At 59.2% G+C, this 25,439-nt stretch carries 20 protein-coding genes; 2 read left to right on the forward strand and 18 right to left on the reverse strand.

Annotation, left to right across the window (positions count from 1 at the left end):
- Nucleotides 1-2: 2 nt before the first annotated feature.
- The gene (gene exbD / locus QMZ29_RS20910) at nt 3-425 is read left to right on the forward strand and encodes a TonB system transport protein ExbD (RefSeq protein WP_004937307.1); all 423 of its coding nucleotides are present in this window, start codon (nt 3-5) and stop codon (nt 423-425) included.
- A gap of 56 nt (nt 426-481) precedes the next feature.
- Here the strand turns inward: exbD and QMZ29_RS20915 are convergent, their stop codons facing one another.
- The 8 genes from QMZ29_RS20915 to QMZ29_RS20950 all read right to left on the reverse strand — a co-directional run bounded on the left by QMZ29_RS20915 (nt 482) and on the right by QMZ29_RS20950 (nt 11,501).
- The gene (locus QMZ29_RS20915; RefSeq protein WP_060434570.1) at nt 482-1,525 is read right to left on the reverse strand and encodes a LacI family DNA-binding transcriptional regulator; all 1,044 of its coding nucleotides are present in this window, start codon (nt 1,523-1,525) and stop codon (nt 482-484) included.
- A 21-nt stretch (nt 1,526-1,546) separates the two neighbouring features.
- Entirely contained in the window at nt 1,547-2,956 is a 1,410-nt protein-coding gene (locus tag QMZ29_RS20920; protein WP_261425179.1) for a glycoside hydrolase family 32 protein, read from the reverse strand.
- Nucleotides 2,956-4,326, reverse strand: coding sequence for a sucrose-specific PTS transporter subunit IIBC (locus QMZ29_RS20925; protein WP_043142125.1), 1,371 nt, complete (start codon nt 4,324-4,326; stop codon nt 2,956-2,958). The genes QMZ29_RS20920 and QMZ29_RS20925 overlap by 1 nt, the downstream gene beginning before the upstream one ends.
- Before the next feature lie 63 nt (nt 4,327-4,389).
- Nucleotides 4,390-5,808: a carbohydrate porin gene (locus QMZ29_RS20930; RefSeq protein ID WP_282980694.1), complete on the reverse strand. Its 1,419-nt coding sequence runs from the start codon at nt 5,806-5,808 to the stop codon at nt 4,390-4,392.
- A 197-nt stretch (nt 5,809-6,005) separates the two neighbouring features.
- Entirely contained in the window at nt 6,006-6,932 is a 927-nt protein-coding gene (cscK, locus tag QMZ29_RS20935; RefSeq protein WP_025304277.1) for a fructokinase, read from the reverse strand.
- Nucleotides 6,933-7,109: 177 nt separating this feature from the next.
- Nucleotides 7,110-8,636, reverse strand: a complete 1,527-nt coding sequence (gene abgT / locus QMZ29_RS20940; protein ID WP_025304276.1) for a p-aminobenzoyl-glutamate transporter — start codon at nt 8,634-8,636, stop codon at nt 7,110-7,112.
- A 100-nt stretch (nt 8,637-8,736) separates the two neighbouring features.
- A complete protein-coding gene (locus QMZ29_RS20945) occupies nt 8,737-10,188 on the reverse strand; it encodes a M20 family metallopeptidase (protein ID WP_197836180.1) in 1,452 nt (483 codons plus the stop codon).
- Nucleotides 10,185-11,501, reverse strand: coding sequence for a M20 family metallo-hydrolase (locus QMZ29_RS20950; protein WP_060434562.1), 1,317 nt, complete (start codon nt 11,499-11,501; stop codon nt 10,185-10,187). Before QMZ29_RS20950 ends, QMZ29_RS20945 begins: the two co-directional genes overlap by 4 nt.
- Before the next feature lie 272 nt (nt 11,502-11,773).
- On the opposite strand from QMZ29_RS20950, the gene QMZ29_RS20955 reads away from it, so the two are divergent.
- The gene (locus QMZ29_RS20955; protein ID WP_025304273.1) at nt 11,774-12,670 is read left to right on the forward strand and encodes a LysR family transcriptional regulator; all 897 of its coding nucleotides are present in this window, start codon (nt 11,774-11,776) and stop codon (nt 12,668-12,670) included.
- A 28-nt stretch (nt 12,671-12,698) separates the two neighbouring features.
- Here QMZ29_RS20955 and QMZ29_RS20960 read toward each other — a convergent pair whose 3' ends face one another.
- From QMZ29_RS20960 to QMZ29_RS21005, 10 genes are all read right to left on the reverse strand, one after another.
- On the reverse strand, nt 12,699-14,822 hold the full coding sequence (locus tag QMZ29_RS20960) for a TonB-dependent receptor family protein (RefSeq protein WP_043142139.1): 2,124 nt from the start codon (nt 14,820-14,822) through the stop codon (nt 12,699-12,701).
- Nucleotides 14,823-14,982: 160 nt separating this feature from the next.
- Nucleotides 14,983-16,119, reverse strand: coding sequence for an ABC transporter substrate-binding protein (locus QMZ29_RS20965; protein WP_025304271.1), 1,137 nt, complete (start codon nt 16,117-16,119; stop codon nt 14,983-14,985).
- A gap of 86 nt (nt 16,120-16,205) precedes the next feature.
- Nucleotides 16,206-18,350, reverse strand: coding sequence for a phosphocholine-specific phospholipase C (locus QMZ29_RS20970; RefSeq protein WP_197769511.1), 2,145 nt, complete (start codon nt 18,348-18,350; stop codon nt 16,206-16,208).
- Nucleotides 18,351-18,472: 122 nt separating this feature from the next.
- Entirely contained in the window at nt 18,473-19,312 is an 840-nt protein-coding gene (queF, locus tag QMZ29_RS20975) for an NADPH-dependent 7-cyano-7-deazaguanine reductase QueF (RefSeq protein WP_049204446.1), read from the reverse strand.
- Nucleotides 19,290-20,186, reverse strand: coding sequence for a queuosine precursor transporter (locus QMZ29_RS20980; protein WP_004937338.1), 897 nt, complete (start codon nt 20,184-20,186; stop codon nt 19,290-19,292). The genes queF and QMZ29_RS20980 overlap by 23 nt, the downstream gene beginning before the upstream one ends.
- Entirely contained in the window at nt 20,187-20,801 is a 615-nt protein-coding gene (locus QMZ29_RS20985) for a helix-turn-helix domain-containing protein (protein WP_025304268.1), read from the reverse strand.
- A gap of 530 nt (nt 20,802-21,331) precedes the next feature.
- Nucleotides 21,332-22,633 carry a cytosine permease gene (locus QMZ29_RS20990; RefSeq protein WP_025304267.1) on the reverse strand — a complete coding sequence of 434 codons (1,302 nt, stop codon included), beginning with the start codon at nt 22,631-22,633 and terminating at the stop codon, nt 21,332-21,334.
- Nucleotides 22,634-22,653: 20 nt separating this feature from the next.
- Nucleotides 22,654-23,343: a helix-turn-helix transcriptional regulator gene (locus QMZ29_RS20995; protein ID WP_025304266.1), complete on the reverse strand. Its 690-nt coding sequence runs from the start codon at nt 23,341-23,343 to the stop codon at nt 22,654-22,656.
- Nucleotides 23,344-23,370: 27 nt separating this feature from the next.
- The gene (locus QMZ29_RS21000; RefSeq protein WP_019453029.1) at nt 23,371-23,781 is read right to left on the reverse strand and encodes a GNAT family N-acetyltransferase; all 411 of its coding nucleotides are present in this window, start codon (nt 23,779-23,781) and stop codon (nt 23,371-23,373) included.
- A 427-nt stretch (nt 23,782-24,208) separates the two neighbouring features.
- Nucleotides 24,209-25,123, reverse strand: a complete 915-nt coding sequence (locus QMZ29_RS21005; RefSeq protein ID WP_025304265.1) for an alpha/beta hydrolase — start codon at nt 25,121-25,123, stop codon at nt 24,209-24,211.
- Nucleotides 25,124-25,439 lie beyond the last annotated feature (316 nt).

The raw sequence follows: 25,439 nt of genomic DNA on the forward strand, positions 1-25,439 counted from the left end.
TCATGGCGATGCGCTTAAATGAAGATTTGGACGACAGCGGCGAACTGCATGAAATCAACGTGACGCCGTTTATCGACGTCATGTTGGTGCTGTTGATCATCTTTATGGTGGCCGCGCCGCTGGCAACGGTAGATATTCGCGTCGATCTGCCGGCCTCCTCCGCCAAACCGCAGCCGCGGCCGGAAAAACCGGTGTTCCTGTCGGTGAAGGCCGACAAGCAGCTCTACGTCGGCGATCAGCCGGTGAATGCCGATCAGTTGACTTCGGTGCTGGATCAACGCACTCAGGCGAACAAAGAAACCACCATCTTCTTCCAGGCAGACAAGAGCGTGGACTATGAAACGCTGATGAGCGTGATGGACACCCTGCGTAAAGCCGGCTACCTGAAAGTGGGGCTGGTGGGCATGGAAGGCGCCGCCAAGTAGCGGTAGCACAACGATAAAGGGCGCTCAGGCGCCCTTTTTTTATTGATTCAGAAATATCACTCCCCGGCTAACAACGCCCGGGAACCGGCATGGCGCCAGTGGATGCGGCCCGGCAGATAAAGCGCATGCTGTTCCAGCGGCCGCTCGTCGATGAGCGCGGTCACCTGGTCGAAGCTATGCTGCGCCAGCGCCCGGCAGTCTTGCGCGACCGTGTCTATCTTCAGCGTCATGCAATCGAACAGGTAGTGATCGTCGAAGCTGCACAGGTGGATGTCGCTCTCCATCAGCTGATGCTGCGTCAGATAACGCAACACCCCTTCCAGCAGGCCACAGGCGGCGGTAAACAGCGCTTTGGGCGGACGCCCCAGCTGTGCGCACAGCTGAGCGAACATCTCGTAACCTGAGCTGGGGTGATAGTTGCCGTTGATGATCCATTCCGGTTTGCACGTGATGCCGGCGCGCTCCAGGCCAAGCTGGAAGCCGGCGAGGCGATCGCGGGTCGGCGAAATGCGCGGCTGCCCGCCGAGAAAATAGATCTCATCCGGATGTTGGCGCGCGACCTTTTCCACCAGGTCGGCGGTCGCATTAACCGAGTCGGTGATCACCAGCGGCAGTTCGGAGCCGGCGATCAGGCGGTCCATCTGCACCACCGGTAGCCCGGCGTTGATCTTCTGGTATTCTGCATCGTTCAACTGGCTGGAGGCGACGATCAAGCCATCCACCTGCCGCTGTACCAGACTGTTCACCGCCATCATCTCCTGCGCCGGGTTTTCATCGGTGCAGGCGATCAGCAGCTGCAGACCGGCTTCGCGGCACAGCGTTTCCAGCTCGCGCGAAATCACCGCAAAGCCGTAGTTGGTCATCTCCGGCACCACCAGCCCCAGCGTGTGGCTGCGGTTGGAGCGCAAAGAACGAGCGTGGATGCTGGGCTGATAATGGTGTTCGTGCGCCAGCGCCAGAACGCGGTCGCGGGTGTCGTCGGACACCCGATATTCCTTGCTGCGGCCGTTCAGCACCAGGCTGGCGGTCGATTTCGACACCCCGGCCAGCGTGGCGATGTCACTGATGGTAATGCGTTTATTTTTTTTCACTGACGCCATCTGAAGTCATCGGAGGATGCGTCATTCTAGCATGCATGGCGTCAGCGGCCAGTATTCCAACGCCAGCGGCGCGCTTCCGGACAGCCGCAGTTGCGGCTCGCTGGCCGGGAAGTAGCGCGCGCTCATCACCGCCTCGCCGCGGTTGATGAAGATCTCCACGCTGGAACGATCGAACAGCAACTGCAGATGCGTGACCGGGCCGCGCCAGTAACGGTGCTCCGGCTGGCCGTCGGCCAGGGAAGCGCGCGTCAGCTGCAGCCTTTCGCCGTTCCAGTTCAGCGTCATTGCCTCGCCAAACGCGGCGCTGAACGCGCCCTGCGGCGTCAGCTGCAGCTCCGCGGCGCCCAGCGCATAGGCGGGGGCGTCATCGGCGCGGCCTCGCCAGTCTTCTCGCTCGCCGCGCAGCTGTTGCAACTCGCGCGCCGGGCGCTGGTGGAGGCGGCCATGCCGCAGCGACAGCTCGCGTGGGCAGGTCATGGTGTGGATCCAGCCATAACGGCGCGTCGGATGGGCTTCTTCATCTTGCTCGGGCACGCCCATCCAGGCGAACAGCAGGCGGCGGCCATCTTCCGTCAGCGTCGTCTGGGGCGCGTAGAACTCGAAGCCGGCGTCCAGCTCGCGAAATTCGCCGTGGCTGAAGGCCGGCTGCAGGTAATCCAGCTTGCCGAGCAGATAGCCGGCCTGATAACGGTTGAGATAGCGTTCCGGCTGCGGCGCCAGCCCCTGCGGGCAGCAGATCAACACGTCGGCGTCCTCCAGCGAGAACAGGTCTGGGCACTCCCACATGTAGCCGAATTCACCCAGGTCGTGCAGGCCGGAACCGGCGATTTCGCCCAGCGGTTGCCAGCCTCGCAGATCGCTGGAACGAAGCAGCAGCACCTTGCCGCGATCCTGCAAGTCACGCGCGCCGAGCACCATGTACCACGCATTCTGATGACGCCACACTTTGGGATCGCGTACGTGCCCGCTGTAGCCGTCCGGCAGCGGCAGCACCGGCCCGAGCTTGCGGTATTCGCCCCGTTCGCTTTCCTGAGCCAGGCATTGATAGGCAGTGCGTGAGCCGTCGGGGAATTTCACATTGCCGGTGTAGATCAGCGTGATTTTATCTTCCGCCACCACCGCCGAGCCGGAATAACAGCCGTGGCTGTCGTAACAGGCACCTGGTGCCAGGGCGAGCGGCTGATGCGCCCAACGCAGCAAGTCGGTCGACTGCCAGTGTCCCCAGCACTTGTTGCGATGATCGCAGCCCAGCGGATTCCACTGATAGAACAGGTGATAAACGCCGTTGTGCTGGATGAAGCCGTTGGGATCGTTCAGCAGGCCAACGCTGGGCGCCAGATGCCAGGCCGGGCGGTGCGGATCGCGCAGCGCGCGTGGCTGGCCGTTCATGACCGCCTGCATCGCCTGTTTGATTAAGCTGAGTTCTTCCATCATTGCGCGTCCGTTTTATATTTCAACAGGAGGGAGAGTATGAAGGCGGTGCCAAACGCGATCGCCAGGCCGATGATATAGCTGACCAACGAACTGGCCTGCACAATCGCCATGCCAGGGATCGCCGTCAGCCCGACCGCGTTCATACCGACGTGATTGGCCACCACCCAGGCGCCGCCGAGCGCACCGCCCGCCAGCGCTGCCAGGAAGGGTTTCACGAAGCGCAGGTTGATACCAAACAGCGCAGCCTCAGTGATGCCGAGCATGGCGGAAAAGGCGGAAGGCACCGCGATGGCTTTGATTTTGGCGTCGCGGGTTTTGAAATACACCGCCAGGCAGGCGCCGCCCTGAGCGATGTTGGCCATCGACCAGATCGGCAGCAGGAAGTTGACGCCGATAGTGGGGTTGCCGAGCAGCCCGGCCTCTACCGCGTGGAAACTGTGGTGAATACCGGTGATGACGATAGCGGAATAGAGGCCGCCGAACAGCAGCCCGGCGAACCACCCCGCATGGGCAATCAGCGTGCTGAGCACGAAGGAGATGCCGTCACCCAGCGCGCGGCCGGCGGGGCCGATAAACAGCAGGGCGACAAAGCCTGAGATGACCACCGTCAGGAACGGCGTCAGGATCAGATCGAGCGCGTTGGGGATCACCTTGCGCAGCCGTTTCTCCAACAGGCTCATGAACCACACCGTCAGCAGCACCGGGAACACGGTGCCCTGATAGCCGATCATGGCGATGTCCAGACCGAAGAAGTTCATGGTGTGGAACCCTCCCGCGACGCCCCAGGCGTTGGTCAGCGCCGGATGCGTCAAAATGCCGCCGAGCGTGGCGCCCAGGTAGGGATTGCCGCCGAATTCGCGTGCGGCGGTGAAGCCGATCAGAATCGGCAGGATAATGAACGCCGCCGAGCTGAACATATCCAGCATGATGAACAGCGCGCTGTTGGCATCGGCCCAGCCGTAGGTTTTCACCATGCCGAGCAGCCCCATCAACAGGCCGGAAGCGACGATCGCCGGGATGATTGGCACGAAGATGTTCGACAGCAGGCGGGCGATGCGCTGCAGCGGGTTGAGCTTTTTCGCCGCGATATCGGCGGCTTCGGCCTTGCTGGATTCGCTGACGCCCGCTGCCTTGATGAATTCCGCATGCACCTTGTTGACCAGCCCGGTGCCGAAGATTACCTGGATTTGACCGGCGTTGCTGAAGCAGCCTTTGACGCCGTCCAGTTTGCCGATGGCCTCTTTGTCCACCTTGCTGTCGTCCACCAGCACCAGACGCAGGCGCGTGGCGCAGTGGGCGGCGCTGGCGATGTTCTCTTTACCGCCGAGCAGCGGCAACAGCGCGTTGGCGGTTGCGGTAATGTCCATGTTGTCCCCTTGCTAAATAAAAATGCCGCCGCGCAGTTTGCGACGCAGCGTCGTGAATCGATGTCAGAAGAAATACTTGAATCTGGCGCGCATGCCGTAACGTTGATCGTTGTCGCCGTTGGCGATCTTGTTGTCGGCGTTGGCTTCCAGCAGCGACACATAGGCGCCTAAATACAGATTGAAATTCTTCATATTCATAATGTTAGGTATCTGATACGACGCGTGAACGGTATGGATGTCGTAGTTGCCCGGTTCGCTGAGCGGGTTGTGGATATCGGCGGCGATCCCGGCGGTATTGAACTCTTTGATATTGTTATGGGCATAGATATAACCCAGTTCGAAGCGCCGCCACAGCACGTTCACGCCGGCGGTGAAGTCTTGCTCGCCTGAGGCATCCAGATAGGCGGTGCTCAGGTTGGCCACCACGCCGTTATCCGGGTTGGCGGCGCTGTTGTTCCAGCTCATCGTCATGCCGTAACCGTTGCGCTTGGACTGATCGACGAAGCGGCCCTGGCTGTCCTGATACCCGTAGGCGTTATTTACCACGTTGCTTTCCATTGCCGCCGCGATGCTGAAGGCGTCTTTTTTCCAGGCGATCACCGGGCGCAAATAGGCGACGTTTTTCTTATTGTCCAGGGCGTTGCCGTGATAGCGGCTGTCCTGGAACAGCGAAGTGCCGTCCTCCACCAGCGTGTTCAGCTCGAAATAGACATCACCGGCGTATTTGCTCAACATCAGGTTGCCGCCGCTGCTGCTGCGGCCGCGGCCTTCTTTCATCATGTAGATATAGCCGAAGCCGTCGGCGTACAGATCGTTGGCGGTATTGCCGGAGTATTGAATGAAAGTGTCCTGATTCAGCGGGAACATGTCGTAGGCTTCGAAGCGGCCGATTTTGGTTTGCCAGTTCTTTTCATTGCCGAAGAAGAAGGCGGCGTCATCCAGGTTCATTTTGCCGCTCATGTCTGCCAGCGGTTGCACGCTGAAGCCGGAGAAGTTGCCGTCCGGATTGCGGCGGTAGCCGTCCAGCCCGACCAGAATGCGGCCGTTGATATCCCAGCGTTCTTTGTTGCCAGGCTTCCAGTCTTTGTGGTCGCTGCCTTTCAGCGACGTCAGCTGGCCGCTGCGGCTGGCGCCGTCCAGATTGAACTCCACGTCGCCGTACAGTTTCAGATCATTGAATCCATTCAGTTTCAGTGCGCTGATCGGGGCAATTGGCGTTTGCGGCGCGGCGGTATGCTGCGCAATCTGCGCAATCTGCGCGGTTTGCCGTTCCGTGTTGGCGGTGCGCTGCTCCAGCTGTTGCGCCCGGCGTTCCGCCGCCGTCGCGCGGGTTTCAGCCTGTGCGGCGCGCCGTTCCGCCTGCGCCAGGCGCTGTTCCAGCGCGTTGAGGCGCGCCTCGATGCTGCCGCTGCCCGAGGCCGCTGCATTGGAAGCAGAGAGGAAAAGCCCTGTTGTTATCGCCAAATAGCTGAGTTTTTTCATCATCGTCTATCATCCGGGTAAGGGTTGTTATTATTTTTTGCTAAATTGCTAAACCGGTTTTTCAAGGCGAAAGATAACGATCAAGAAGCGGGCTGGCAATCAAGTTTGCTAACCCGATTCAGCTATTGTGATCGAGTGCGCAAATCGTGGGGAGTAAAAGACCACGGCGCCCAGGGGATCGCCGTGGATGCAGGGGATCAGCGCAGAAAAGCGGTGAGCTCTTCGGCGCGGGGCAGGGCGGTCATGGCGCCTTTGGCGGTGGTGGCCAGTGCGCCGCAGGCCTGAGCCTGGGCGATAACCGCCGGCCACTGCGTTTCCTGCGGCAATTCGTGAAGGCGTGCCAGCGCCGCTAACAGACCGGCGACAAACGCGTCGCCGGCGCCGGTGGTATCGACCGGCACGATCGACGGCGCGCGGAAATGGCGCAGGCGATGCCCATCGTGTACGCAGACGCCGTCGCCGCCCAGCGTCACCAGCAGCAGGCGTGTCGGGTAGGTTTGCATCATCCAGCGGATGCCGTTCTCTACATCGTCAAGGTGGCTGATGAAAGCCAGCTCTTCGCGCGACAGTTTCACCACGTCCGCCAGCAACAGCGCCTTTTGCAGGCAGGGGCGCAGCGCTTCCGGCTGGCGCCAGACCTCTTCGCGGATGTTGGGATCGAAACTGACCCGGCCACCGGCCGCCCGAATGCGTTCCATCGCCGCAAAGGCCGCGCTGCGGCTGGGTTCTTGTGAAAGCGCGATGGAGCAGAGGTGCAGCCATTCGCCCCGTTGGAAAGCCGGCAGATCGTCGGGCTGCAAAAACAGATCGGCGCTGGGCTGCACCATAAACGTGAATGAGCGCTCACCCTGCAGATCGAGATCCACCACCACCGTGGAAGTGTGGTGGTCGGGATCCGGTCTCATATGACCGATATCCACCCCTTCATCGCTCAGTACCTGCTGCAGAAAGGCGCCGAAGCCGTCTTGCCCCACACGCCCGATAAAAGCGCTGTCGCCACCGAGCCGGGCGATACCCACCGCCACATTCGCCGGCGCGCCGCCGGGGCATTTGAGATAACCGTTGGCATTTTCCGGCACCAGGTCGATCACGGCGTCGCCCAGTACCCATACGCGATTCATCATGCTTAATCCCTATTTTTGTCGTTGTCAGATGGTTAGCTAAAATAGAAGAACCGATTTAGCAAGGCAATGAAATAATCCTCAGAGCCGCTTGGGCAGTGAGGAAGATCAATCTTTCTACTGGGCTTGGGGGGAGGGAATCTGCCCCGCGAACCAGCGCGGGGCGAGATAGCAGAGCGTTTAGCCCAGCTTCGGATAGACGCCGGGACCGATTGGCAAGCCTAGCGCATACCAGACCAGCAGCAGCAAAATCCACACGCTGAAGAACACCAAAGGATAGGGCAGGATCAGCACGTAATAGGTGCCGAGCTGCGCGTCTTTGCGGTAGCGCTGCAGGAAGCCGAGGAACAGCGGCAGGAACGGCGACATCGGCGCCAGCGGCAGCACCGCAGAGTCGGCGATGCGAAAGATCATCTGGGCGAACGCCGGGTGGAAACCGAGCAGCATAAACATCGGCACGAAGATCGGCGCTAAAATTGACCAGATCGCCGAGCCGCTGGCGATGAACATGCACAGGAAGGCGGAGAGGAACATCAGGCCGAGAAATGCCGGTGCGCCACTCATGCCGGCGGCTTCCAGCATATCGGTCAGGCCGACGGCCATAAACTTGCCCATGTTGCTCCAGTTAAAGAACGCCACGAACTGCGACAGCGGAAATACCATCACGATAAAACCCGCCATGCTTTTCATCGGATCGAGCAAGTGATGGGGAATATCGTCCGGCCGACGGATCTGTTTGGTGACTACGCCATAGGTAATGGCGACGGTGAAGAAAAACAGGATGATGATCGGCACGATACCCTTGATGAACGGGGAAGGGATCACCGAACCGGTGTTTGGGTCACGCAGCGGCGCGGCCTCCGGCACCACCAGAGCGGCGATGATGGCGATAAACACCAGCGCGGCGATACCGCTCATCATCAGCCCCCGGTTTTGCAGCGGGGTCAGCGCTGCGATTTTGTCTTCGGCGCTGCCTTGCCACTTCGGCAGACGGGGCTCGATAAATTTGTCGGTGAGCAGCGCGCCTGCGATGGTCAGCACGACCACTGAGGTGGCCATAAAGTACCAGTTGTCGATCACGCTGACGTGAACCGCGCCATCCACCGCTTTGGTGGCTTCGGTACTGATACCGGAAAGCAATACGTCGGTGGTGACGATCAACAGGTTGGCGGTAAAGCCGGAGGCGACGCCGGCGATCGCCGCCAGCAGTCCGGCTATTGGGTGGCGGCCCACCGCCACGAACATCAGTGCGCCAAGGGGCGGCATCACCACCAGCGCGGCGTCCGACGATATATGACTGAAGAAGGCGATAAACAGCACCATATAACTGGCGTAGCGGGCGCTGACGCGCGAGGCCATTTTGTACATCAGCGCCTGCAGCAGGCCGACCTTTTCCGCCAGGCCGGCGCCTATCACCAGCGCCAAAATAGCCCCCAGCGGCGCAAAGCTGCTGAAGTTATGGATGATGTTGGGAAATATCCACTGCATGCCCGCCACGCTCATCAGATTATTCACCTTGATGAGCTCGCCGGTGGCCGGATTTTTCACCGCCACGTCGAGCCAGGAAAATAGCGCGGTGGCCAGCATAAGCACCAGGATCAAATAGACGAACAGTAAAAACGGATTAGGGATCTTATTGCCTATGCGTTCCACCCAGTAAAAAACGCGTCCGGGGCTTTTATTGATTGGCGTTGTGGCCTCACTCATGATTTTACCCTCTGTGTTTGCTCTGTTGTGTGATTGTTATTATTTGATTTATTTATAATTATGCTTAGTGGCCCGGTGAACCGGGCCCTGTCTGTTCATGCTATTTCAATGGGGAGGGTTTTACCCCTTGTGGGATAGGGCATCGATACGGCTGTTCGGCGCGTTGGTGCTCAAACTCGCTGCGGCAGCTCGCCAGCAGGGCGCTGTCGCTCAGCAGATCGATGGCGGTCGCCGCCATCACCTTGCCGGCCAGGCACATGCCCTTATGGGCGATAGCGGTGCGGCCCTGCGCCACCAGTTGCCAGGTGTGCAGAGGAGTGCCGAGTGCGAAACAGGGGCTAAAGCATTGGGCGGTTGGCGCCACCCAGCTCACGTCGCCAACGTCGGTAGAACCGTACAGCAGGTCGTCGGACTCCACATAAGGAGCGACCTCGTCCATCAGCACCTTATCTCCCAGCAGTTGTACCCACTCGCGCCCGGCTGCGCCGCCGGTGCGGGCTATGTTGAGTTTGGCGTTGCGCAGATCGTCGTGGCTCAGCGTCTGGCGGATTTCCTCGGCGAAGCGGCGTTCGGCGTCGCTGTACTCGGGCAGACCGAAATCACACAGGTTTTGATACATCGCGCGTTCAAGACTGCGGTTCGGCACATAGTTGGAGCAGGCCTTGTCGAAGCGCACGTCCATCTGGGTGTCAGTCATCAGCGCTGCGCCCTTGGCGATGTTAATCACCCGTTGGTAAATGTCCTGCGCCTGGTCGAGCTGCGGCGCGCGGATCAGGTACAACACCTCGGCGTCGGCCTGCACCACGTTGGGGGAGCTGCCGCCGGTGTGGGTGACCGCGTAGTGCAGCCGCGCTTCCTGCACGATATGTTCGCGCAGGAAGTTGGCGCCGGTATTCATCAGCGTCACCGCGTCCAGCGCGCTGCGCCCCAGGTGTGGCGAGTTGGCGGCATGGGCGGCGACGCCCTTGAAGTGAAACGCCGCCTGAATGTTGGCCAGCGTGCTGGTGTTGAACATGCCGCTGAAGCCTTCCGGGTGCCAGGTGAGGGCGGCGTCGACGTCGTCGAACAGGCCTTCGCGCACCATAAAGGTTTTGCCGGAGCCGCCTTCTTCGCCCGGGCAGCCGTAGAAGCGCAGGGTGCCGGTCAGCCGGTTCTGCTGCATCCACGCCTTGGCGGCGAAGGCGCCCGCCAGCGCCGCGGTGCCCAGCAGGTTGTGGCCGCAGCCATGGCCGTTGCCGTTTTCCACCAGCGGCTGCGGCGTGGCGCAGCCCGCCTGCTGGCTCAGCCCGGCCAGCGCGTCGTACTCGCCCAGCAGCGCGATAACCGGGTGGCCGCTGCCGTAGCTGGCGATAAACGCCGTCTCGATGTCGCCCACGCCGCGTTCGACCGAGAAGCCTTCCTGTTCCAGCGCATCGGCCAGCAACGTGGCGGAATAGGTCTCGTTGAAGCGCGTTTCCGGGTGATCCCAAATCGCGTCGCTCAGCGTGCTGAAGCGGGGTTGACGTTGGTCAATGTAGTCGTCGATAAATGCCTGCAGTTCTGAGTTGCTCATGCTCCGCTCCCGAATGTCGGCAGGTTCAGCGCCAGCGACGCCAGCGTTTTCACCGCCACCGCCATCACCTGTTCGTTGAAGTCGAATTTCTCGTTATGGTGCCCGGCGCTCAGCTCGGTGCCGAAAATGACGTATGAGGCCTGGCCGCCGCGGGATTTCACCCGTTCCATCATGTAGGTGGCGTCTTCTGAACCCGCCGCCTGTTCGCGGCGATCGACCACCGAGGTCAGCTCGGTTATCTGCTGCGCCTGGCGGCGGATATAATCCACCCACGGTTGGGTCGGTTTGCTGCTCTGCGCCGCGCCCATCAGCGCGATGTCGCAGGCGACGCCGTGCATTTTGGCGGCGCCTTCGATGGCGTTCAGGGCCTGCTGATAGACGAACGTATTGATCTCATTGGTGGCGCCGCGCGTCTCCACCTTCATAAACGCCCGATCGGCGATCACGTTGCGGCCGGTGCCGGCCTGCAGCACGCCGACATTGATGCGTGAGCTGCCTTCGCTGTGGCGCGGGATGGCGTAAAGCCCTAGCGCAGCCTGCGCCGCCGCCAGCAGTGCGTTGCGACCGTCTTCCGGCTTGGCGCCGGCGTGGGAGGCGACGCCGCGGAAGGTAACGTCCAGCTTGCTGGTGGCCATAAAGCTGTCGCTGCCACATACCAGCTCACCGGCCGGCACGCCGGTGCCGATATGCACCGCGGTGAAGAAATCGACGTCGTCCACCACGCCGGCCTCCACCATCGATTTTGCGCCGCGTGTGCCTTCCTCCGCCGGCTGGAAGATCAATTTGACGGTGCCGCTAAGCAGGGACTCCAGGCTTTTGAACACGTGCGCCAGCCCCAGGCCGATGGTGGTATGGCCGTCATGACCGCATGCATGCATCATGCCGCTGTTGCAAGAGGCGAAGCCTTCACTGAACGGCAGGTGTTCGGGTTCCAGCAATTCGTTGAGATCGAGGGCGTCCATATCCACGCGGTAGGCGATAGTCGGGCCGGGGCGGCCGGTATCGAGCGTTGCGACGATGCCGGCGAAGCCGCCGGAAAAATGCGGCAACCATTTTTCCAACGCGCCCTGATTGCGGGCGCGCAGTTCCTGCGCCTCCAGCTCATCGGACGAGGGCAGTCCCATGCGCGCCTCGGCCTTGATGACCTCGCGGCCTAGCTGCAGGCGGTAACCCAGCCGATCGAGTTCTTCCGCCACCAGGGTGGCGGTGCGGAACTCAAACCAGCCGGATTCGGCATAGCGGTGGAAGTCGCGGCGCCAGGCCTGCAATTGCGGGTACAGATCGGCCACCAACATCGAAAGCGAATTAGTCATAGTGATATCTCATAAGTTATCGCGCGCTGGATCGCTCCAGGCAGCAGTTATGCTCTGAACTGAAATCAGACGGTGATGCTCTTGCAAATAAAAAGGTGTATTTGGTTACTAACTGCCGTGAATGGCGCTTATTGGCGCAGAAAATGCGCTTAATTAAGCGAAATAAGAATTTGGTTATTTATTATGTTTTTTCCGAATGTACACAATGGAATCTGGCTAAATAAGATGCCAATATCTTGCTATTGATAAATAACGGTTATCGCCTTTCGCCTATGCCAGCCTCGATAAAATTGCACCAATTACGTGCATTTGTGGACGTTAGCCGCCAGGGCAGCATCCGCGCCGCTAGCCGTACCTCACGCCTTTCCCAGCCTGCACTGACCAAAGCCATTCAGGAGCTGGAAGAGGTGCTGGGCGCCAAGTTGTTTATTCGCCGTAGCCAGGGTGTGGTATTGACCGACTGTGGCGATAACTTTTTCCAGCATGCCAGCCTGATCCTTGAGGAGCTGCGGGTGGCGCAGGAAGATATCCAGCAGCGGCTGGGGTTGGCGGGCGGCACGGTGAATATCGGCGTTGGTGGCAGCATTGCGCGTACTGTGATGCCGCAGGTGGTCACTCAGTTTCATCGTGAGTATCCCAACGTGAAGGTGCGCATCGTCGAGGGGCAGCTGGTGTCGATGATCCCTGAACTGCGTCAGGGCGAGCTGGATTTTACCGTCAATACCTATTACCCCAGCAGCCTCGACAACGAGTTGCAGTACGAACGGCTGATGGAAAAAGAGTATCGGGTGGTGGTGCGCAAAGGGCATCCGATGGAGGGGGCAACCTCGCTGAAACAGCTGCAGCACTGCGACTGGACCATGCCGACGCCGAAAGGCAGTTATTACCGGCTATTGCACGATCTGTTCGGGGACTTGGGCATGGCGCCGTCGATCAGCGTAACCTGTGAGACCTTTATGGCCTGTACCAGCCTGGTGGCGCAGAGCGATTTTGTTAGCATTCTGTCGGTGGACGTGATTTCGGATCCGATTCTGGGCAAGCATTTGGTGCCGCTTGAGCTGGAAGAGAGTCTGCCGAAAGCGACGTTTTATCTTATCCAACGCAAGGACACCACCCTGACGCCGATGGGCGCGCACTTGGCGCGCCTGTTTCGTCTTTATTGTCGGTGATACCGAGGCCCCATCGGGGGCCTGGGTATCAGAAGGCGATCGACCCCTGCACGAAGAAGGTGCGTGGTTCGCCGACGTACTTGCCGAAGTTATTGTCGTTGGAGCGGGTAAAGTAGCGCTGATCGAACAGGTTTTTTACCCCGGCGCCCAGCGTCAGGTTCGACAGCTGCGGCCCGAAGTTATATTCCCCGCGCATATTCCACACCATGTAACCGGCGATGTTGCCGAACTGGCCATCGGCGCTTTCCTGCGTGATGTACTCCGGCCCGGTGCCCGGCGAATGCTGTTTCGACTGCGCATAACCGTCCAGATTCCATACCCAGCTGCCGGTGGCGTAACGCGTGCCGACGGTATAGACCTGGCGCGAGTAGAACGGCAGATCTTTACCGGCGAAGTCGCCCTTGTCGGTGCTGGCTTTGGTGTAGGTATAGCTGGTGTAGACGCTGGCGCCGTCGAGCGCCCGATTCAGCTCGCTGAGATCGTAGCTGAGCGCCAGCTCGATGCCTTTGTGCTTGGTGGCGCCCATGTTGGTCCAGCCCACGTCGTTGCTGATGTACTGCAGCTGGTTATCGAAGTCGATGTAGAACAGCGTGGCCTCGGCCTTGACCACGGTGTCGTCGTAGCGGGTGCCGAACTCATAGGTGCGCGCTTTTTCCGCCGTCAGCCCCGGCGCCGGCTGGTTGCCGTTGCCGCCTTTGGTCAGTTGGAAATACTGCATGCTGCCGAACGAGGTGTTGGCGTTGGCGAACAGTTTCCAGGCGTCGGACAGGTGGTACATCACGTTCAATGACGGCAGCGGCTCGCTGTAGCTTTTCTCGCGGCTGATGTTGTTGAACGAATCGTCCACGTGGGTGCGAATGCTTTCATAACGCAGGCCCGGCGTGACCGTCCAGTTGCCGACGTTAATGGTGTCGTCGATATAGAACGCGTTGGCTGCGGTACCGCCGGAGGTATGCTGGTAATAGTCCGGGGTATCCGGCGTCGAGCCGATATTCGCCGGATTATACCAGGCGGAACGCGATGCTTTTTCGTCCATGGTTTCATTCAGGTAGCGGTAACCGAGGGTGATCTCGTGCGCCATATTCCAGAAGCGAAACAGCTGCGAATAGCTTGGTTCGATCGCCCAGGTTGAATAGTGGCGCGGATAGGAGACCATGCGCCGCTGGCCCGCGTTTTTGCCGGTGCCTTCCGATTCGATGTTGCTGCCGCGGTAGCTGTCGGTGAAGTAGGTCAACACTTCGAACTGCTTGTCGTCTTCCTGATGTTTGTATTTGAACGACATATCCTTGCGGCGGCCTTCGAACTGATCCCACGGCCGCGTGGACTGGAACGGGTTCTGCGCGTATTGCGCGCTGCTCAGCCCGCCCGGCATGCCGGCTTTGGCGTCGTAGTAGTGGAAATTGGCCAGCAGTTCGTCGCGATCGGTGAACGCATAACGCGTTTTCAGCATGAAATCGTCGATGTCGGTGTTGTCGTTGTTGTCGCGGTAGCCCTGGCCGTGCAGGCCGGAATAGAGCAGCTCGGCGCCGAGGCCGTTGTCTGCGGTGCCGCCCACGGAGGCGCTGGTCAGGGTCTTCAGGCCGCCGTGGCTGGCGCCCTGGGTTTGTACGCTGGCGGTGCCGCCAAACGTTTTGGGAATGTCGCGGGTAACGAAGTTGATCACGCCGCCGACGTTTTGCGGCCCGTAGCGCACCGCACCGCCGCCGCGCACCACGTCCACCGATTGCAGGTTACCGATCGATAGCGGCGCCATCGACAGCTGCGGCTGGCCGTAAGGCGCAACCGCCAGCGGGACGCCATCCATCAGAATGGTGGAGCGCGGAGAAAGACGCGATGTCAGGCCGCGCACGCCGACGTTGAGCGAAATATCGCTGCCGCCGGTGCCGTTGCTGTCGCGCACCTGCACGCCGGGCACACCGCGCAGGCTGTCGGCGATGGTTTGGTCGCCTTGCTCATGCATCTGCTGCTGGGTGACGATGGAACGCGCGCCCGGATGGTTGAGCAGCACCGAACTGGTATCAGGGTTGTCCAGCCAGTTGCCGACGACGGTCACGGTGTCGGTATCGTTCTGAGATGAGTTATCAGTAGCAAGGACAGGGAATGCGACGGCGATGGAAGCCGTCAGCAGGGAAAGCCGAAAAAGAGGTGACATAATAATGCCTTAAGAGTTTCAGACCCGGATGTGTTTTTTTAGAAAAGACAATCTTAATGATAATTATTGGCAAGTAAATAGAATTGTTACGGGATAGTTAAGTGGGTAACTAAATAATGAATGCGGGAAACAGGACCCGACTGGCGGGCCCTGCGGGAGGTTATTGTGGCGTAAGCCAGAAGACGCCGCTGTAATCCAGCGCGGTGAATTTCTGGTGCACCATTTCGATATCCGCTTGCGGATCAATATCTTTAAACAGCGCCGGGTGCAGGAATTTGGCGATCGCTTCAACCGCGATAAAGTTGAGCGGTGTGTCGTAAAATTGATGATAAATCGCCATCACGCGTTTTTCTTTCACCGCTTTCAGCACGTTAATACCGGTACGATCCAGCAGATGCGCCAGTTTCTTTTGGCTGGTGGCCATATCGGTGGTGTAACCCAGCGGTACCGCCAGCGTGCCGCGATGGCCACGGCTCCAGTCGGCGCCGGTCAGCAGATAGAAATCCGGGTTGCTGCTGATCACCTGCTCGACGTTCACTTCTCCGCCCATGTCTGAAAACAGCTTGCTGCCGATATTGTTGCCGCCGGCGGTATCGATGAACTGGCCGAAGCTGCCTTTGCCGAAGGTGTTGCAGCACTGTTCGCCTTTGATGCCGGCGCTGCGCTCGATGAAGACGCTGGGGCGCTGCTCCGGTTTCAGCGTGGCGACCCGCTGGCGCACCAGTTCGAGGCGTTGCTGATAGAGGCGGATAAAAGCATCGGCGTTGGGCTGCTCGTCAAACACTTTTCCCAACAGCGCCATGCTGGCGACGGTGTTGGTCAGCGGCTGCTGGCGAAAATCGATGATCAGCACCGGGATGCCGACTTTTTCCAGCTGGGTCAGCACGCCGCTGTCTTTCAATTTGCTCAGCAGGCCGATGTCGAAAATGATCAGATCCGGTTGGCGCACCACCGCGCTTTCCACGCTGAAATCACTGGTGTAGGGGTTGTCGAAGGTGGGGATCTGCATGACCTGCGGGAATTTTTTCGCGTAGGCCTCCACCAGATCCGGCGCTTTGACCTTCAGCGAGTTGTCCCAGGCGATGATGTTTTTCAGCGGCTCCTGCGGATGCAGAATATTCAGCGCCAGCAGCGCACGGGCATCGGCCAGGATAACGCGTTTGGCCGGTTGCGGCAGGGTGACCTGGCGGCCGGCGACATCGGTGACGACGATCGGCGCGGCTTGAGCGGTGCCGGCCAACAGCAACACACAGGCGGCCAACCAGCGGCCGGCTTTAGCGATAAGAACAGCGGGCATGAAGATCCTTGGGTAATCGGCGAAGAACGAGAACGCAATGATAAGCGATATCCTTTCGCTTTTTGAACTCCCTTGATGCCGATAGATCATCCCTGGCCCATCAGCGGGTCGCTGACGCTGTGCTCACCGTCCTCCAGCCGCCCCGCCAGGCGACGCAGCCAGCCGGGGCCTCGCAGCGTAAGATCATACCAGCCGCCGCTGGTGCGGGCGTCAAACGTTTGCTGGTGGCTGCCGCCCGCAGGCAGCGTAATAGGCCACGGGCCTTGCTGAGTGTAAGGGCAGCGTTCGAGGGTGACCGCTATCGCTTCGGTGCCCGGATTATTCAACTGCAGCTGCAGGCTGCGGCCCGTTGGGCGCAAACGCACTTCCGGCTGCGGCCGACTCAGGACGCCGCGCAGCTCGCGATGAAAGCCGTTGGGGCCGAGCAGCCATAGATGGTACTCATTGTCCGCCTGCCAGTCGTCGCTGACCGCCTTGCCGGCCTCGACGGTATAGCGGCGCGGGATTTGCGTCAGGTCTCGCCGGTCGTAGACGTGAAATACCGCTCCCTGCTCGCCGGTATTGAACAGGTTCAACGTCACGCGGCGCTGCTCGGTCGCGACGGTGGCCTCGACGTGCAGCTGGTAGGGCAGTGCGCGGGAAGGGCGCGCCAGGCGGCGTTGGTGCGGCAAACGCTGGTGGGCGGGCGATGGCAGCGGCACCTGCGGCAGCTGTTCCTGGCGCTGGCGCAGGCCATCGGCGGCGTGGCGGCTGGTGGCGGGCAGGCTTGGCAGCGCTTCGCCGTTAGGGTCGACAAAATTGAACGCTGAGGTGAGATCGCCACACACCGCGCGGCGCCAGGCGCTGATGTTGGGTTCATGCACCTGAAAGCGCTTTTCCAGGAATTGCAGCACCGAGGTGTGATCGAAGACCTGCGAATTGACCCAGCCGCCGCGGCTCCAGGGCGATAGCACCAGCATCGGCACCCGCGGGCCGGGGCCGTAGATGCGGCCGTCCGGCGGCGGCTGATCCTGCGAGCCGGGCGGCGCCACGTGCTGGAAGATCTCGGTATCGAACGGCACCGTCGATTTACCGGCGAAGCTGCCGTCTTCGCGCAGCGACGGCGCGGAAGGCGAAGGCATATGATCGAAAAAGCCGTCGTTTTCGTCGTAGTTGACCAGCAGGACGGTTTTGCTCCACACCTCCGGGTTATCGGTCAGCGCGTTGAGGATCTCTTGCGTGAACCAGCTGCCCTGCACCGGGCTGGAGGGATCGGGATGTTCCGAATAGGCCGCCGGCGCGATGATCCAACTGACCTGCGGCAGTTTGCCCTGCTGCACGTCGGCACGGAATCCGGCCAGCATGGCGTCCAGATCGTTGCCGTCGGCGGCCGGCAGGGTGTTGCCGTTGCCCTTGTACAGCGGCGCGGTCGCGTTGAGCTCGTCGCGATAAGGCACGAAGGCGTTGAAGCCTTTCGGCGGCCGCGCCGGGTTGCCCACCTGAATGCTGGCGGCGCGGTATTGGCGGAAGCCCGCCAGCGGGTTGTCGGTAAAGTTGTCCGGCAGGAATTGGTACACCTTCCAGCTGACGCCGCTCGCCTCCAGCCGTTCCGGATAGGTTGTCCATTGGTAGCCGATCTCCGCCGGGCCGGGGCTGTCCCACTCGTTGACCACCACCGCCACGTCGGCGGCGGACGGGCCGTTGGTGCCGGTCCAGTGGAACAGCCGGTTGGTGTTGGTGCCGGCGTGGATAGCGCAGTGATAGGCGTCGCACAGGGTAAAGGCGTTGGCCAGTGCGAACTGGAACGGCAGCTCCTGCTGGCGGTAGTAGCCCATCGAGGCCGGCGTTTTGTAGGTGGGCCAGGCGCTCATGCGGCCGTGATCCCAGGCGGCTTGCTCATCCACCCACGAGTGCGGCGTGCCGGTGACGCGCTGGGCGTTGCCGCGTTTGCTGTCCAGATGGTAGGGCAGCACCAGCCGCTCGGCGCCCTGCTGCTGCCAGACGAGGCGATCGCCGGGCAATGGGATGGTAAAGCGATCGCTGAAGCCGCGTACACCCGGCAGGGTGCCGAAGTAGTGGTCGAAAGAGCGATTCTCCTGCATCAGGATCACCACGTGTTCGACGTCGCGCAGGGTGCCGGTGCGGTTATTGGCGGGAATGGCCAGCGCTTTGCGAATCGAGGCGGGCAACAGCGTGAAAGCCGATCCAATGGCGGCGGCCCGCAGTAGGTCTCTGCGAGAAAGGTCAGGCATGCGTCGTTAATCTCCGTCAGTGTGCTTTGAAGATAGCCGCTGACGACGATAATGGCGAAAAATAACAGGGAGATGAAAGCGAGGAAACAATGCTCCCTGGCGGGAGCATTGGGGAGTAACGCTTACTGCCTGATCAGGCGGCCGAGCGCTGGCGCCGTTTCGAAATCGCTGCGGAAGGGGTTGATGTCCAGGCCGCCGCGGCGGGTGTAACGCGCGAACACGCTGAGTTTTTCCGGGCGGCAGCTCTGCTTGATGTCGTTGAAAATGCGCTCGACGCACTGCTCGTGGAATTCGTTGTGCTGGCGGAAGGAGATCAGGTAGCGCAGCAGGCTTTCGCGATCGATTTTGCGGCCTTCATAGTGGATCACCACGCTGCCCCAGTCCGGCTGGTTGGTGACCAGGCAGTTGGATTTCAGCAGATTGGAAGACAGCGTCTCCGCTACGTGCTCCCCTTGATCGGCCGCGCCGCTCAGGTATTCCGGTTTGAAGGCGAAGTCGTCGACCGCGATATCCAGATCGTCGATGTTGATGCCCGGCAGACGATCGATCTGCGCGGGGTAACCTTCCAAACCCGGATAAAGCTTGACGGTGACCTGGCCATTGGCCGCCTGCGACAGATCCTTCTGCATGGCGGCGCTCACCTGTTCCACGCTGTCGAAGCGCGTTTGGTTGAAGCTGTTGAGATACAGCTTGAACGATTTGGATTCGATCAGGTTGGAAGAAGAGTGCGGGAAGGTAAATTCGCCGATGCCCACCACCGGTTTGCCCTTGCCGTTGAGCCACGACAACTCGAAGGCGGTCCACAGATCGAAGCCGCTGAATGGCAGCTGCTGCTCGTCCACGCCGATCAGATCGCGGCCGCGCGCGCGCGGCAGGGCTTCGAGCAATGCGGGTGCATATTGATCCGGATAATCGGAGTTCGCGCCAAGATGGGTGATCTTATCTTGCTTTTGGATATGCATATTCATTGCCCTTTGCTTGTTCGGTATTGATGTAGCGGTTAAACAGACTGCGGGTGGCGTAGATCGGCCCGACGCCCAGCAGGGCGTAAACCACCTTGATCAGGAACTGCGACAGGATCATGGTTTTGATGATGTCCCAGCTCAGCACGTTGTAGAACGCCAGCGTACAGAACACCACGCTGTCGATGGCCGACGCCACTACGGTACTGGTGATCACGCGCACAAACAGGTAGCGGGAGTTGGTCAACTCTTTGATTTTGCAGAGCAGGTAGGAGTTGACGTTCTCGGAGATCAGATAGGCCGCCGACGAGGCCACCAGCACCGCCATGATGCTGTGCACGATGCCGTTGTAGGTCTCGCTGTACTCCCACTGCGGAATACTCGGCACCAGCGTTGTTACCCAGACCCCCAGGACGAAGGTCAGGTTGGCGATAAACGAGATGATGATGGTGCGCCGAGCCAGCCGCAACCCATAGAATTCGTTAAGTATGTCCACCAGAATGAACGTGAGCGGGTAGATGAAGATCGCCGGCGGCGTGATGAGATTCAGCACCGGGATTTGGATCGGCTTGACGCCGCACAGCGTTGAGAAAATATAAATCACGCTGAGCGCCACGGTAATAATCAGGTAGGCGTACCAGGAGCGTTCGTGGCGATCGCTGAGCTCGTAGGCGGTTTTTTGTTGGTTATCGCCATAGAGTTTGCGGTACAGCGCCTGCAGCTCGTGCCGGCTCAGATCTTCTGATATTTCGCTGTCGGCCAGCTCATTCAGCCCCATGGTAATGGTTTTGCCGGTGGCCAATACCATGACATTGGCCGCGATGGTGCCATGCCGGGTGAAGCCCAACAGCTTGAACTTCTGATTCGGTTCCATTTATAACCTTTCTCCAACGATGTAACCCAGGAATTGCACGGTGTCCTGAGGGCGTTTGTCCATGCTTTCGCTGTCTTTGTCGTCAACCACAAAGAAGCCGCGTTTTCCCGAGTGATACAGCAAAGGTGAATCGCAAATCAGTACCGGCGGCCTTTTGATGATGATGACCTCGCCGGGAATAAATGACCCTTTAATTTCGGTCTCTATTTTCATTGCCAACATGTTCGACTCATCGCCGAAGAAATAAGTCAGAGGAAACTCGGTGACCAGCTGCCCGATCTTGCGCTGCGAGACGGCCAGATAGCGCGACTGGGGGATCACCGGAATGGCGGAAGGGTTCTTGTTGCCTTCGGTGGACAGCGTTTCGTTGAGCAGCTCCAGTTTTTCCAGATCGTAGTCTTCGATCTCTTCACAGGAGACACCGAAGAAGTCGGAGATCCGATTCACGGTGGATTGCTGAACGTTGTTCACTCTTCCGTCAAGAATTTTGTAGAGGGTAGTGCGCGTCAGGCCGCTGCGATTGGAAAAGGAAGCCTTGGTTTCACCGCGGGTACGCATCAGATATTCAATATTTTTAATGATGTTGATTTTGCGCTGTGCGTTGGTGGTTTTCATTGGCTGTCCTTACAAACATTACGCAGGCTTCACTATATCTTACGCATTGGCGTTGTCCAGATAAAAAGGCGCAGACGAGCGGGTAACGAACTGATTATTAGCGGTAATTATTGTTTACCGTCAGCCGTTTAGCGCAGTGATGTCAGCGGGGGTAGCCTGCTTCCTCTGCGAGAAAGATAAAGCCGTGCAAATCAATTGATTAGGTTTTACTTATAGAAAAGTGAACACAAAAGCCGGTTTTATGTTTACTTTTATGTTGACCAAAGCCGATTTCATGGGCTACTGTTCATGCAAGCTGAAGTTTTTCTTTACGATCAAAATACGGAAGCCGACAGTTTTTATAATAAAAAGCTCAGAGGGGGCATTGCCACACTCTGAGCATAAATGGATAGCTTGCTACCGACACCAGGGACCCTAAACACCACGGCCGTTTGTCTGCGCGATCGGCCCCATCTTTTGCATTGAATCCCCTTTTCGAGCGTCAAACACTCCCCCGATACCGGAGGAGTGCATTACCGCGTGCGCGAAAATCAGAGAGACTTCTGCGAGGCCAGCGGTTTTTGCGCCCGACTGAAGGCCAGTTTAAGCACCCAATACAGCAGGCTGGCCGCTACCAGGGAATTGATGGTCGGTACGCCCCATTCGGTCGCCAGGCCAACGGCGCCGCCGGCGATGCTGGCGACGATCGCCGCCCAGCCGATGGTTGGCGTTTCGTTCGGCAACTGGCCCGTGCGGCGGCTCTCGTCCAGGATCTTGCGGTGGCTGCGCAGCAGGTAATAGTCCACCAACATGATGCCGATAATCGGCGGGAAGACCACGCCAAGCACCGTCAGGAAGTCGACGAAGCGGTCGAGAATGCCCAGCACCGACAGCGTAGTGCCCAGAATCCCGATCACCAACGTGGTGTAGGTGTACTTCAGCTTTTTGCCGGTGATGCCTTCCACCGCGTTGACGATGCCCAGCGAAGAGGAATACAGGTTGAGATCGTTGACGCGCAGGGTGGAGAACACCACTACCAGCAAACCGGCGCCGCCGGCCGCTTGTGACATGATGGTGACTACATCCGCGGTGCCCAGGGTTTTGGCGATCAGGATCGCCAGGCCGTTTACCACGAACTCGCCGGCGATGATGGTGAAGAGCGTGACGCCGAGCACGTGCTTGCCGTTTTTGGAGTAACGGGTCAGATCGGGGGTCATCAGGCTGGCCACGATGGCGCCGCCGACGACGATGGTGATGCCGGCGCTGATGGTCAGCGGTTCACCCGGCGGCGCCAGCTGGATGATCTCCTGCAGGTTATGCCCGGAAAGCGCGGTCACTGAAATAAAGGCCACCAGCATGATGAACATCGGCACCGCGATACGTGCGGCGATGCGCAGCGCCTTGAAACCGAATGCCACCAGGATAGTCAACAGCGTGCCCGAGAGCCCGGCGGCCAAGCCAAAGCCCAGCTTATTGCCGAGCGCGAAGTCGAGCGACTTGGCGAAAATGGCGTTCTGAATGCCGAACCATCCCAGCAGGCTGACGGCCACCACCACGCCGATCAGCACCGAGCCCAGACGGCCGAAGCCGCACCAGCGCGCCAGCAGGCTGCCGGAAATGCCTTCACGCATGCCCGCCAGCCCCAGGCCGTAGGTCACCACGCCGAAGATCAGGCTGCCGACGAAAATGGCGGTGAAAGCGTCAATCAGCGTCATGGAGTTGCCGAGTACGGCGCCGAGCATGAACTGGTCCAGCGCGGTCAACATGCCCATATGCACGATGGCCACGCTTAAAAACGAGACTCTTTTATCCTGCGGCACCCGGGTGAGCGGATAATCTTCGATCTTTATCACGGTGAGATCTTCCTTGCGGTTCAAATAAACTGAATGCCTTTGGTTATCAGGCGATCGGGAATGTAGTTATCCAGATTGGCGTATTTGCAGTATTCCTCAAATTGTTGCTGAGTATGCACGTTGGCCTTCTGGTAAATGTTATAAATGCGGTTTTCGATGGTCTTATTGCTGACGTTATAGATTTTTGCGATCTCTTTTACCGTAAATCGTTGCAGCATAAGAAAAATGACATCGAGTTCGGCACGGGTGAACAGCTCGTTATTGACTTCGGTGGTCAACACGCTGGGTTTTTGCTGATTGATGTATTTCAGCGGTGACAGGCTGTTCATCGGCTTGGCGTTCCAGATCACGCCAATCACCTGTTTGTCATCGTTGTACACCGGTAGCTTTTCGCTGATAAACGGCGTCAGGCTGTCTTTGCCGTACCAGTAGTGGGTTTCTATGACCGTGACCCGATCGCGCGCTGCTTCGGTCATCTTGTCATGCTCGATAAAGTCGGCGGCGGAGTCGGCCCAGTCGGCGGGGAATTCGTGGTCATATTTGCCGGCGACGTCGAAATTCAGCGGCGTATTGGTATAGAGATAAGCGGCACGGTTCATATAGAGGTGGCGGGACAGCTGGTCTTTGATGCCCCAGGGCTCGCTCAGGTGCTCCATCATGGTGATGAGGCCCTTAAAATAAGATTCATTATTTTTATGCGATGAATCCATACCTACCTCTGCGCCGCTCAGGCCGCGTTACAGGCTTTTAGCCAGGTAATGGCGGGTGTGGCGATGCGCGTAGTCGCCCAGCTCGCCGTAGACCCGGTAGCCCAGTTTTTCGTAGAAGCCTCGGGCCTGGAAATCGAAAGTATCGACATAGGCCATATGGCAACCGCGCTTGCGGGCTTCTTCTTCGGCCAGTTGCATCAGCTGGCGGCCGTAACCGCTTTTGCGACATTGATCGCCGACCCACAGATACTGCACTTCCAGGCCGCCCCACCAGGTGCGTGCGACCAGGCCACCGACGATCTGCTGGTTGTCGTCAGTGACGGTCAGGAACAGTGGGTGAATGTCTACGGGCTGGGTTTTATGGTTGTGAGCCCAGAGGCTGTCGATAACGAACTCTTCATCCTGCGGGTTGGGTTTGTCGGTGATATTAATATTCATTTTTAATATAATTCCCTGATTTAATTATTCAAAACTGAACTAGGCGCTTTCGCCCTAACCGCTTCTAATATCACTTTCATTAATGTATTTCAAGGGTGGTTTTCACCCTTTTCCGCCAGGTGAGAGGCCGCTTATAGTAGGTGCCACAGGGAGAAGAAAATAGTGAAACAGGCGGTATTAAAACGCTGAAATGCCCTGCTAACACCATCTTTTCCTACTTGCGCCTCACCAGGGCCCCACCGGGAAAACTGCAGTACTGTATGGCTCCACCGGATAGAGCAAGCTCACTTGCCGACGGGGGAGCCACTTTGTTTTTTGACGCCCCCACCCGCGCCCGCCATTCTCTGTCTCAGATAGTAAACACTCTTCTTATCAGAAGATATGCGCCGCAGATGAAAATATGGCCGATAGCTTCTGATCCGCTGATTTAGTCCTCTGCAATGACGCTGCCCAGCGCCGGCTCGATGGCCGCACCCAGCATGGCGCCGTGTCCCAGGGCAGGCCATTCGCGATAGCCGACGGTGAGACCGTCGAGCTGTGCCAGGTGTTCGGCCAATAAACGCGTTGCGTCCGCCGGCAGAGCGGGGCTCTTCACGCCGGGCGGGGCAGCGCGATCGCGTTCTGCCAGGCCAACCCACAGTTGCAACCTGGCCGCCGGCGCCGCGCGCCGTTCTGTCATCTGCTGTGCTTCTTGCAGGATCATGCCGTCGCCCCACCACAGCGAGGGTTCCACGGCGATGTAGCGCTGAAAGGCGGTGGGATGGGTGAACAACGTATGCAGAACGAAGAGCCCGCCGTAGGAGTGCCCCCACAGCGTTTGCCGCTGAGGATCGACCGCCAGTTTGGCGGCGATCGCCGGTTTGATCTGGGTCTCAATCAATTGCAGGAACGCATCCGCGCCCCCGACGGCCCGCGGCGGTTTCTTCATGCCTGCCGGCAGAGGGAGCGTATAGTCGTAGGTGCGGCCGGCGGCATCGATGCGCAGATCGTTGTCATAGCCGATCATCACCAGCACCGGTGGCCGCTTCGTTGCTGCCAATTTGGCCAGTAAGGCGGCGTTCAACTCCATCAGCACCGCATTGCCGTCGAGGAAATAAACCGTTGGATAGCCGTCTGGCACAGGCGCCTGACGCGGTTGGGCGATGCGAACACGATAATGCCGTTGGCCATCGGCGGAGGTGAATCGCAGATCGCTGAAGCGGTAATCCGCAGTATCGCTATCGGCTACGGTAGTGCCGATCTTGCGTTCCAAATCGGGCCTGGCCATCACGGAGCCCGGCAGCCAAAGGCCGATGGCGAGCGCCAGAAGCGCGGAGATAAAATGCCGGTTGGACAATAACATGCGGATCAACATCCTCGAAAAAGGCCGATAGTAGCATCCGTTCGCGCCCGGTAAAAACCTACCTTTAGGGCGAGCATTCCGGTCGCGAAGCGCTGCCAGCCGTTGCTTTGCCAGGTTAATAGCAACTCATTGTTATTATTGGTAAGTCAGGAATAAGAGGGATTACAATTAATTAGAAATGGTTATGGTTTTTATGGAGGGGGAAATGGTGAAGGTAGGTAAAAACACACGGTTATCAACGATTTTTAGCGAAAAAAGCCCTATAAAATAGGGCAAAGACACACAACAACACCAGGGAAACTTTCCTGTATCTTAT

The organism is Serratia sp. PF-27, assembly GCF_030053255.1.
In the GTDB taxonomy this organism is placed as follows: Bacteria; Pseudomonadota; Gammaproteobacteria; order Enterobacterales; family Enterobacteriaceae; genus Serratia; species Serratia bockelmannii.

What these genes read in the sequence shown, in the direction of transcription:
- abgT (WP_025304276.1), bottom strand. Translation starts at nt 8,636, where the DNA reads ATGAGTGAGGCCACAACGCCAATCAATAAAAGCCCCGGACGCGTTTTT.
- QMZ29_RS20965 (WP_025304271.1), bottom strand. Translation starts at nt 16,119, where the DNA reads ATGCCCGCTGTTCTTATCGCTAAAGCCGGCCGCTGGTTGGCCGCCTGT.
- QMZ29_RS20930 (WP_282980694.1), bottom strand. Translation starts at nt 5,808, where the DNA reads ATGAAAAAACTCAGCTATTTGGCGATAACAACAGGGCTTTTCCTCTCT.
- QMZ29_RS20945 (WP_197836180.1), bottom strand. Translation starts at nt 10,188, where the DNA reads ATGAGCAACTCAGAACTGCAGGCATTTATCGACGACTACATTGACCAA.
- QMZ29_RS20950 (WP_060434562.1), bottom strand. Translation starts at nt 11,501, where the DNA reads ATGACTAATTCGCTTTCGATGTTGGTGGCCGATCTGTACCCGCAATTG.
- QMZ29_RS20955 (WP_025304273.1), top strand. Translation starts at nt 11,774, where the DNA reads ATGCCAGCCTCGATAAAATTGCACCAATTACGTGCATTTGTGGACGTT.
- QMZ29_RS20995 (WP_025304266.1), bottom strand. Translation starts at nt 23,343, where the DNA reads ATGGATTCATCGCATAAAAATAATGAATCTTATTTTAAGGGCCTCATC.
- QMZ29_RS20915 (WP_060434570.1), bottom strand. Translation starts at nt 1,525, where the DNA reads ATGGCGTCAGTGAAAAAAAATAAACGCATTACCATCAGTGACATCGCC.
- QMZ29_RS21005 (WP_025304265.1), bottom strand. Translation starts at nt 25,123, where the DNA reads ATGTTATTGTCCAACCGGCATTTTATCTCCGCGCTTCTGGCGCTCGCC.
- queF (WP_049204446.1), bottom strand. Translation starts at nt 19,312, where the DNA reads ATGCATATCCAAAAGCAAGATAAGATCACCCATCTTGGCGCGAACTCC.
- QMZ29_RS20985 (WP_025304268.1), bottom strand. Translation starts at nt 20,801, where the DNA reads ATGAAAACCACCAACGCACAGCGCAAAATCAACATCATTAAAAATATT.
- QMZ29_RS21000 (WP_019453029.1), bottom strand. Translation starts at nt 23,781, where the DNA reads ATGAATATTAATATCACCGACAAACCCAACCCGCAGGATGAAGAGTTC.
- cscK (WP_025304277.1), bottom strand. Translation starts at nt 6,932, where the DNA reads ATGATGAATCGCGTATGGGTACTGGGCGACGCCGTGATCGACCTGGTG.
- QMZ29_RS20980 (WP_004937338.1), bottom strand. Translation starts at nt 20,186, where the DNA reads ATGGAACCGAATCAGAAGTTCAAGCTGTTGGGCTTCACCCGGCATGGC.
- exbD (WP_004937307.1), top strand. Translation starts at nt 3, where the DNA reads ATGGCGATGCGCTTAAATGAAGATTTGGACGACAGCGGCGAACTGCAT.
- QMZ29_RS20970 (WP_197769511.1), bottom strand. Translation starts at nt 18,350, where the DNA reads ATGCCTGACCTTTCTCGCAGAGACCTACTGCGGGCCGCCGCCATTGGA.
- QMZ29_RS20960 (WP_043142139.1), bottom strand. Translation starts at nt 14,822, where the DNA reads ATGTCACCTCTTTTTCGGCTTTCCCTGCTGACGGCTTCCATCGCCGTC.
- QMZ29_RS20920 (WP_261425179.1), bottom strand. Translation starts at nt 2,956, where the DNA reads ATGGAAGAACTCAGCTTAATCAAACAGGCGATGCAGGCGGTCATGAAC.
- QMZ29_RS20925 (WP_043142125.1), bottom strand. Translation starts at nt 4,326, where the DNA reads ATGGACATTACCGCAACCGCCAACGCGCTGTTGCCGCTGCTCGGCGGT.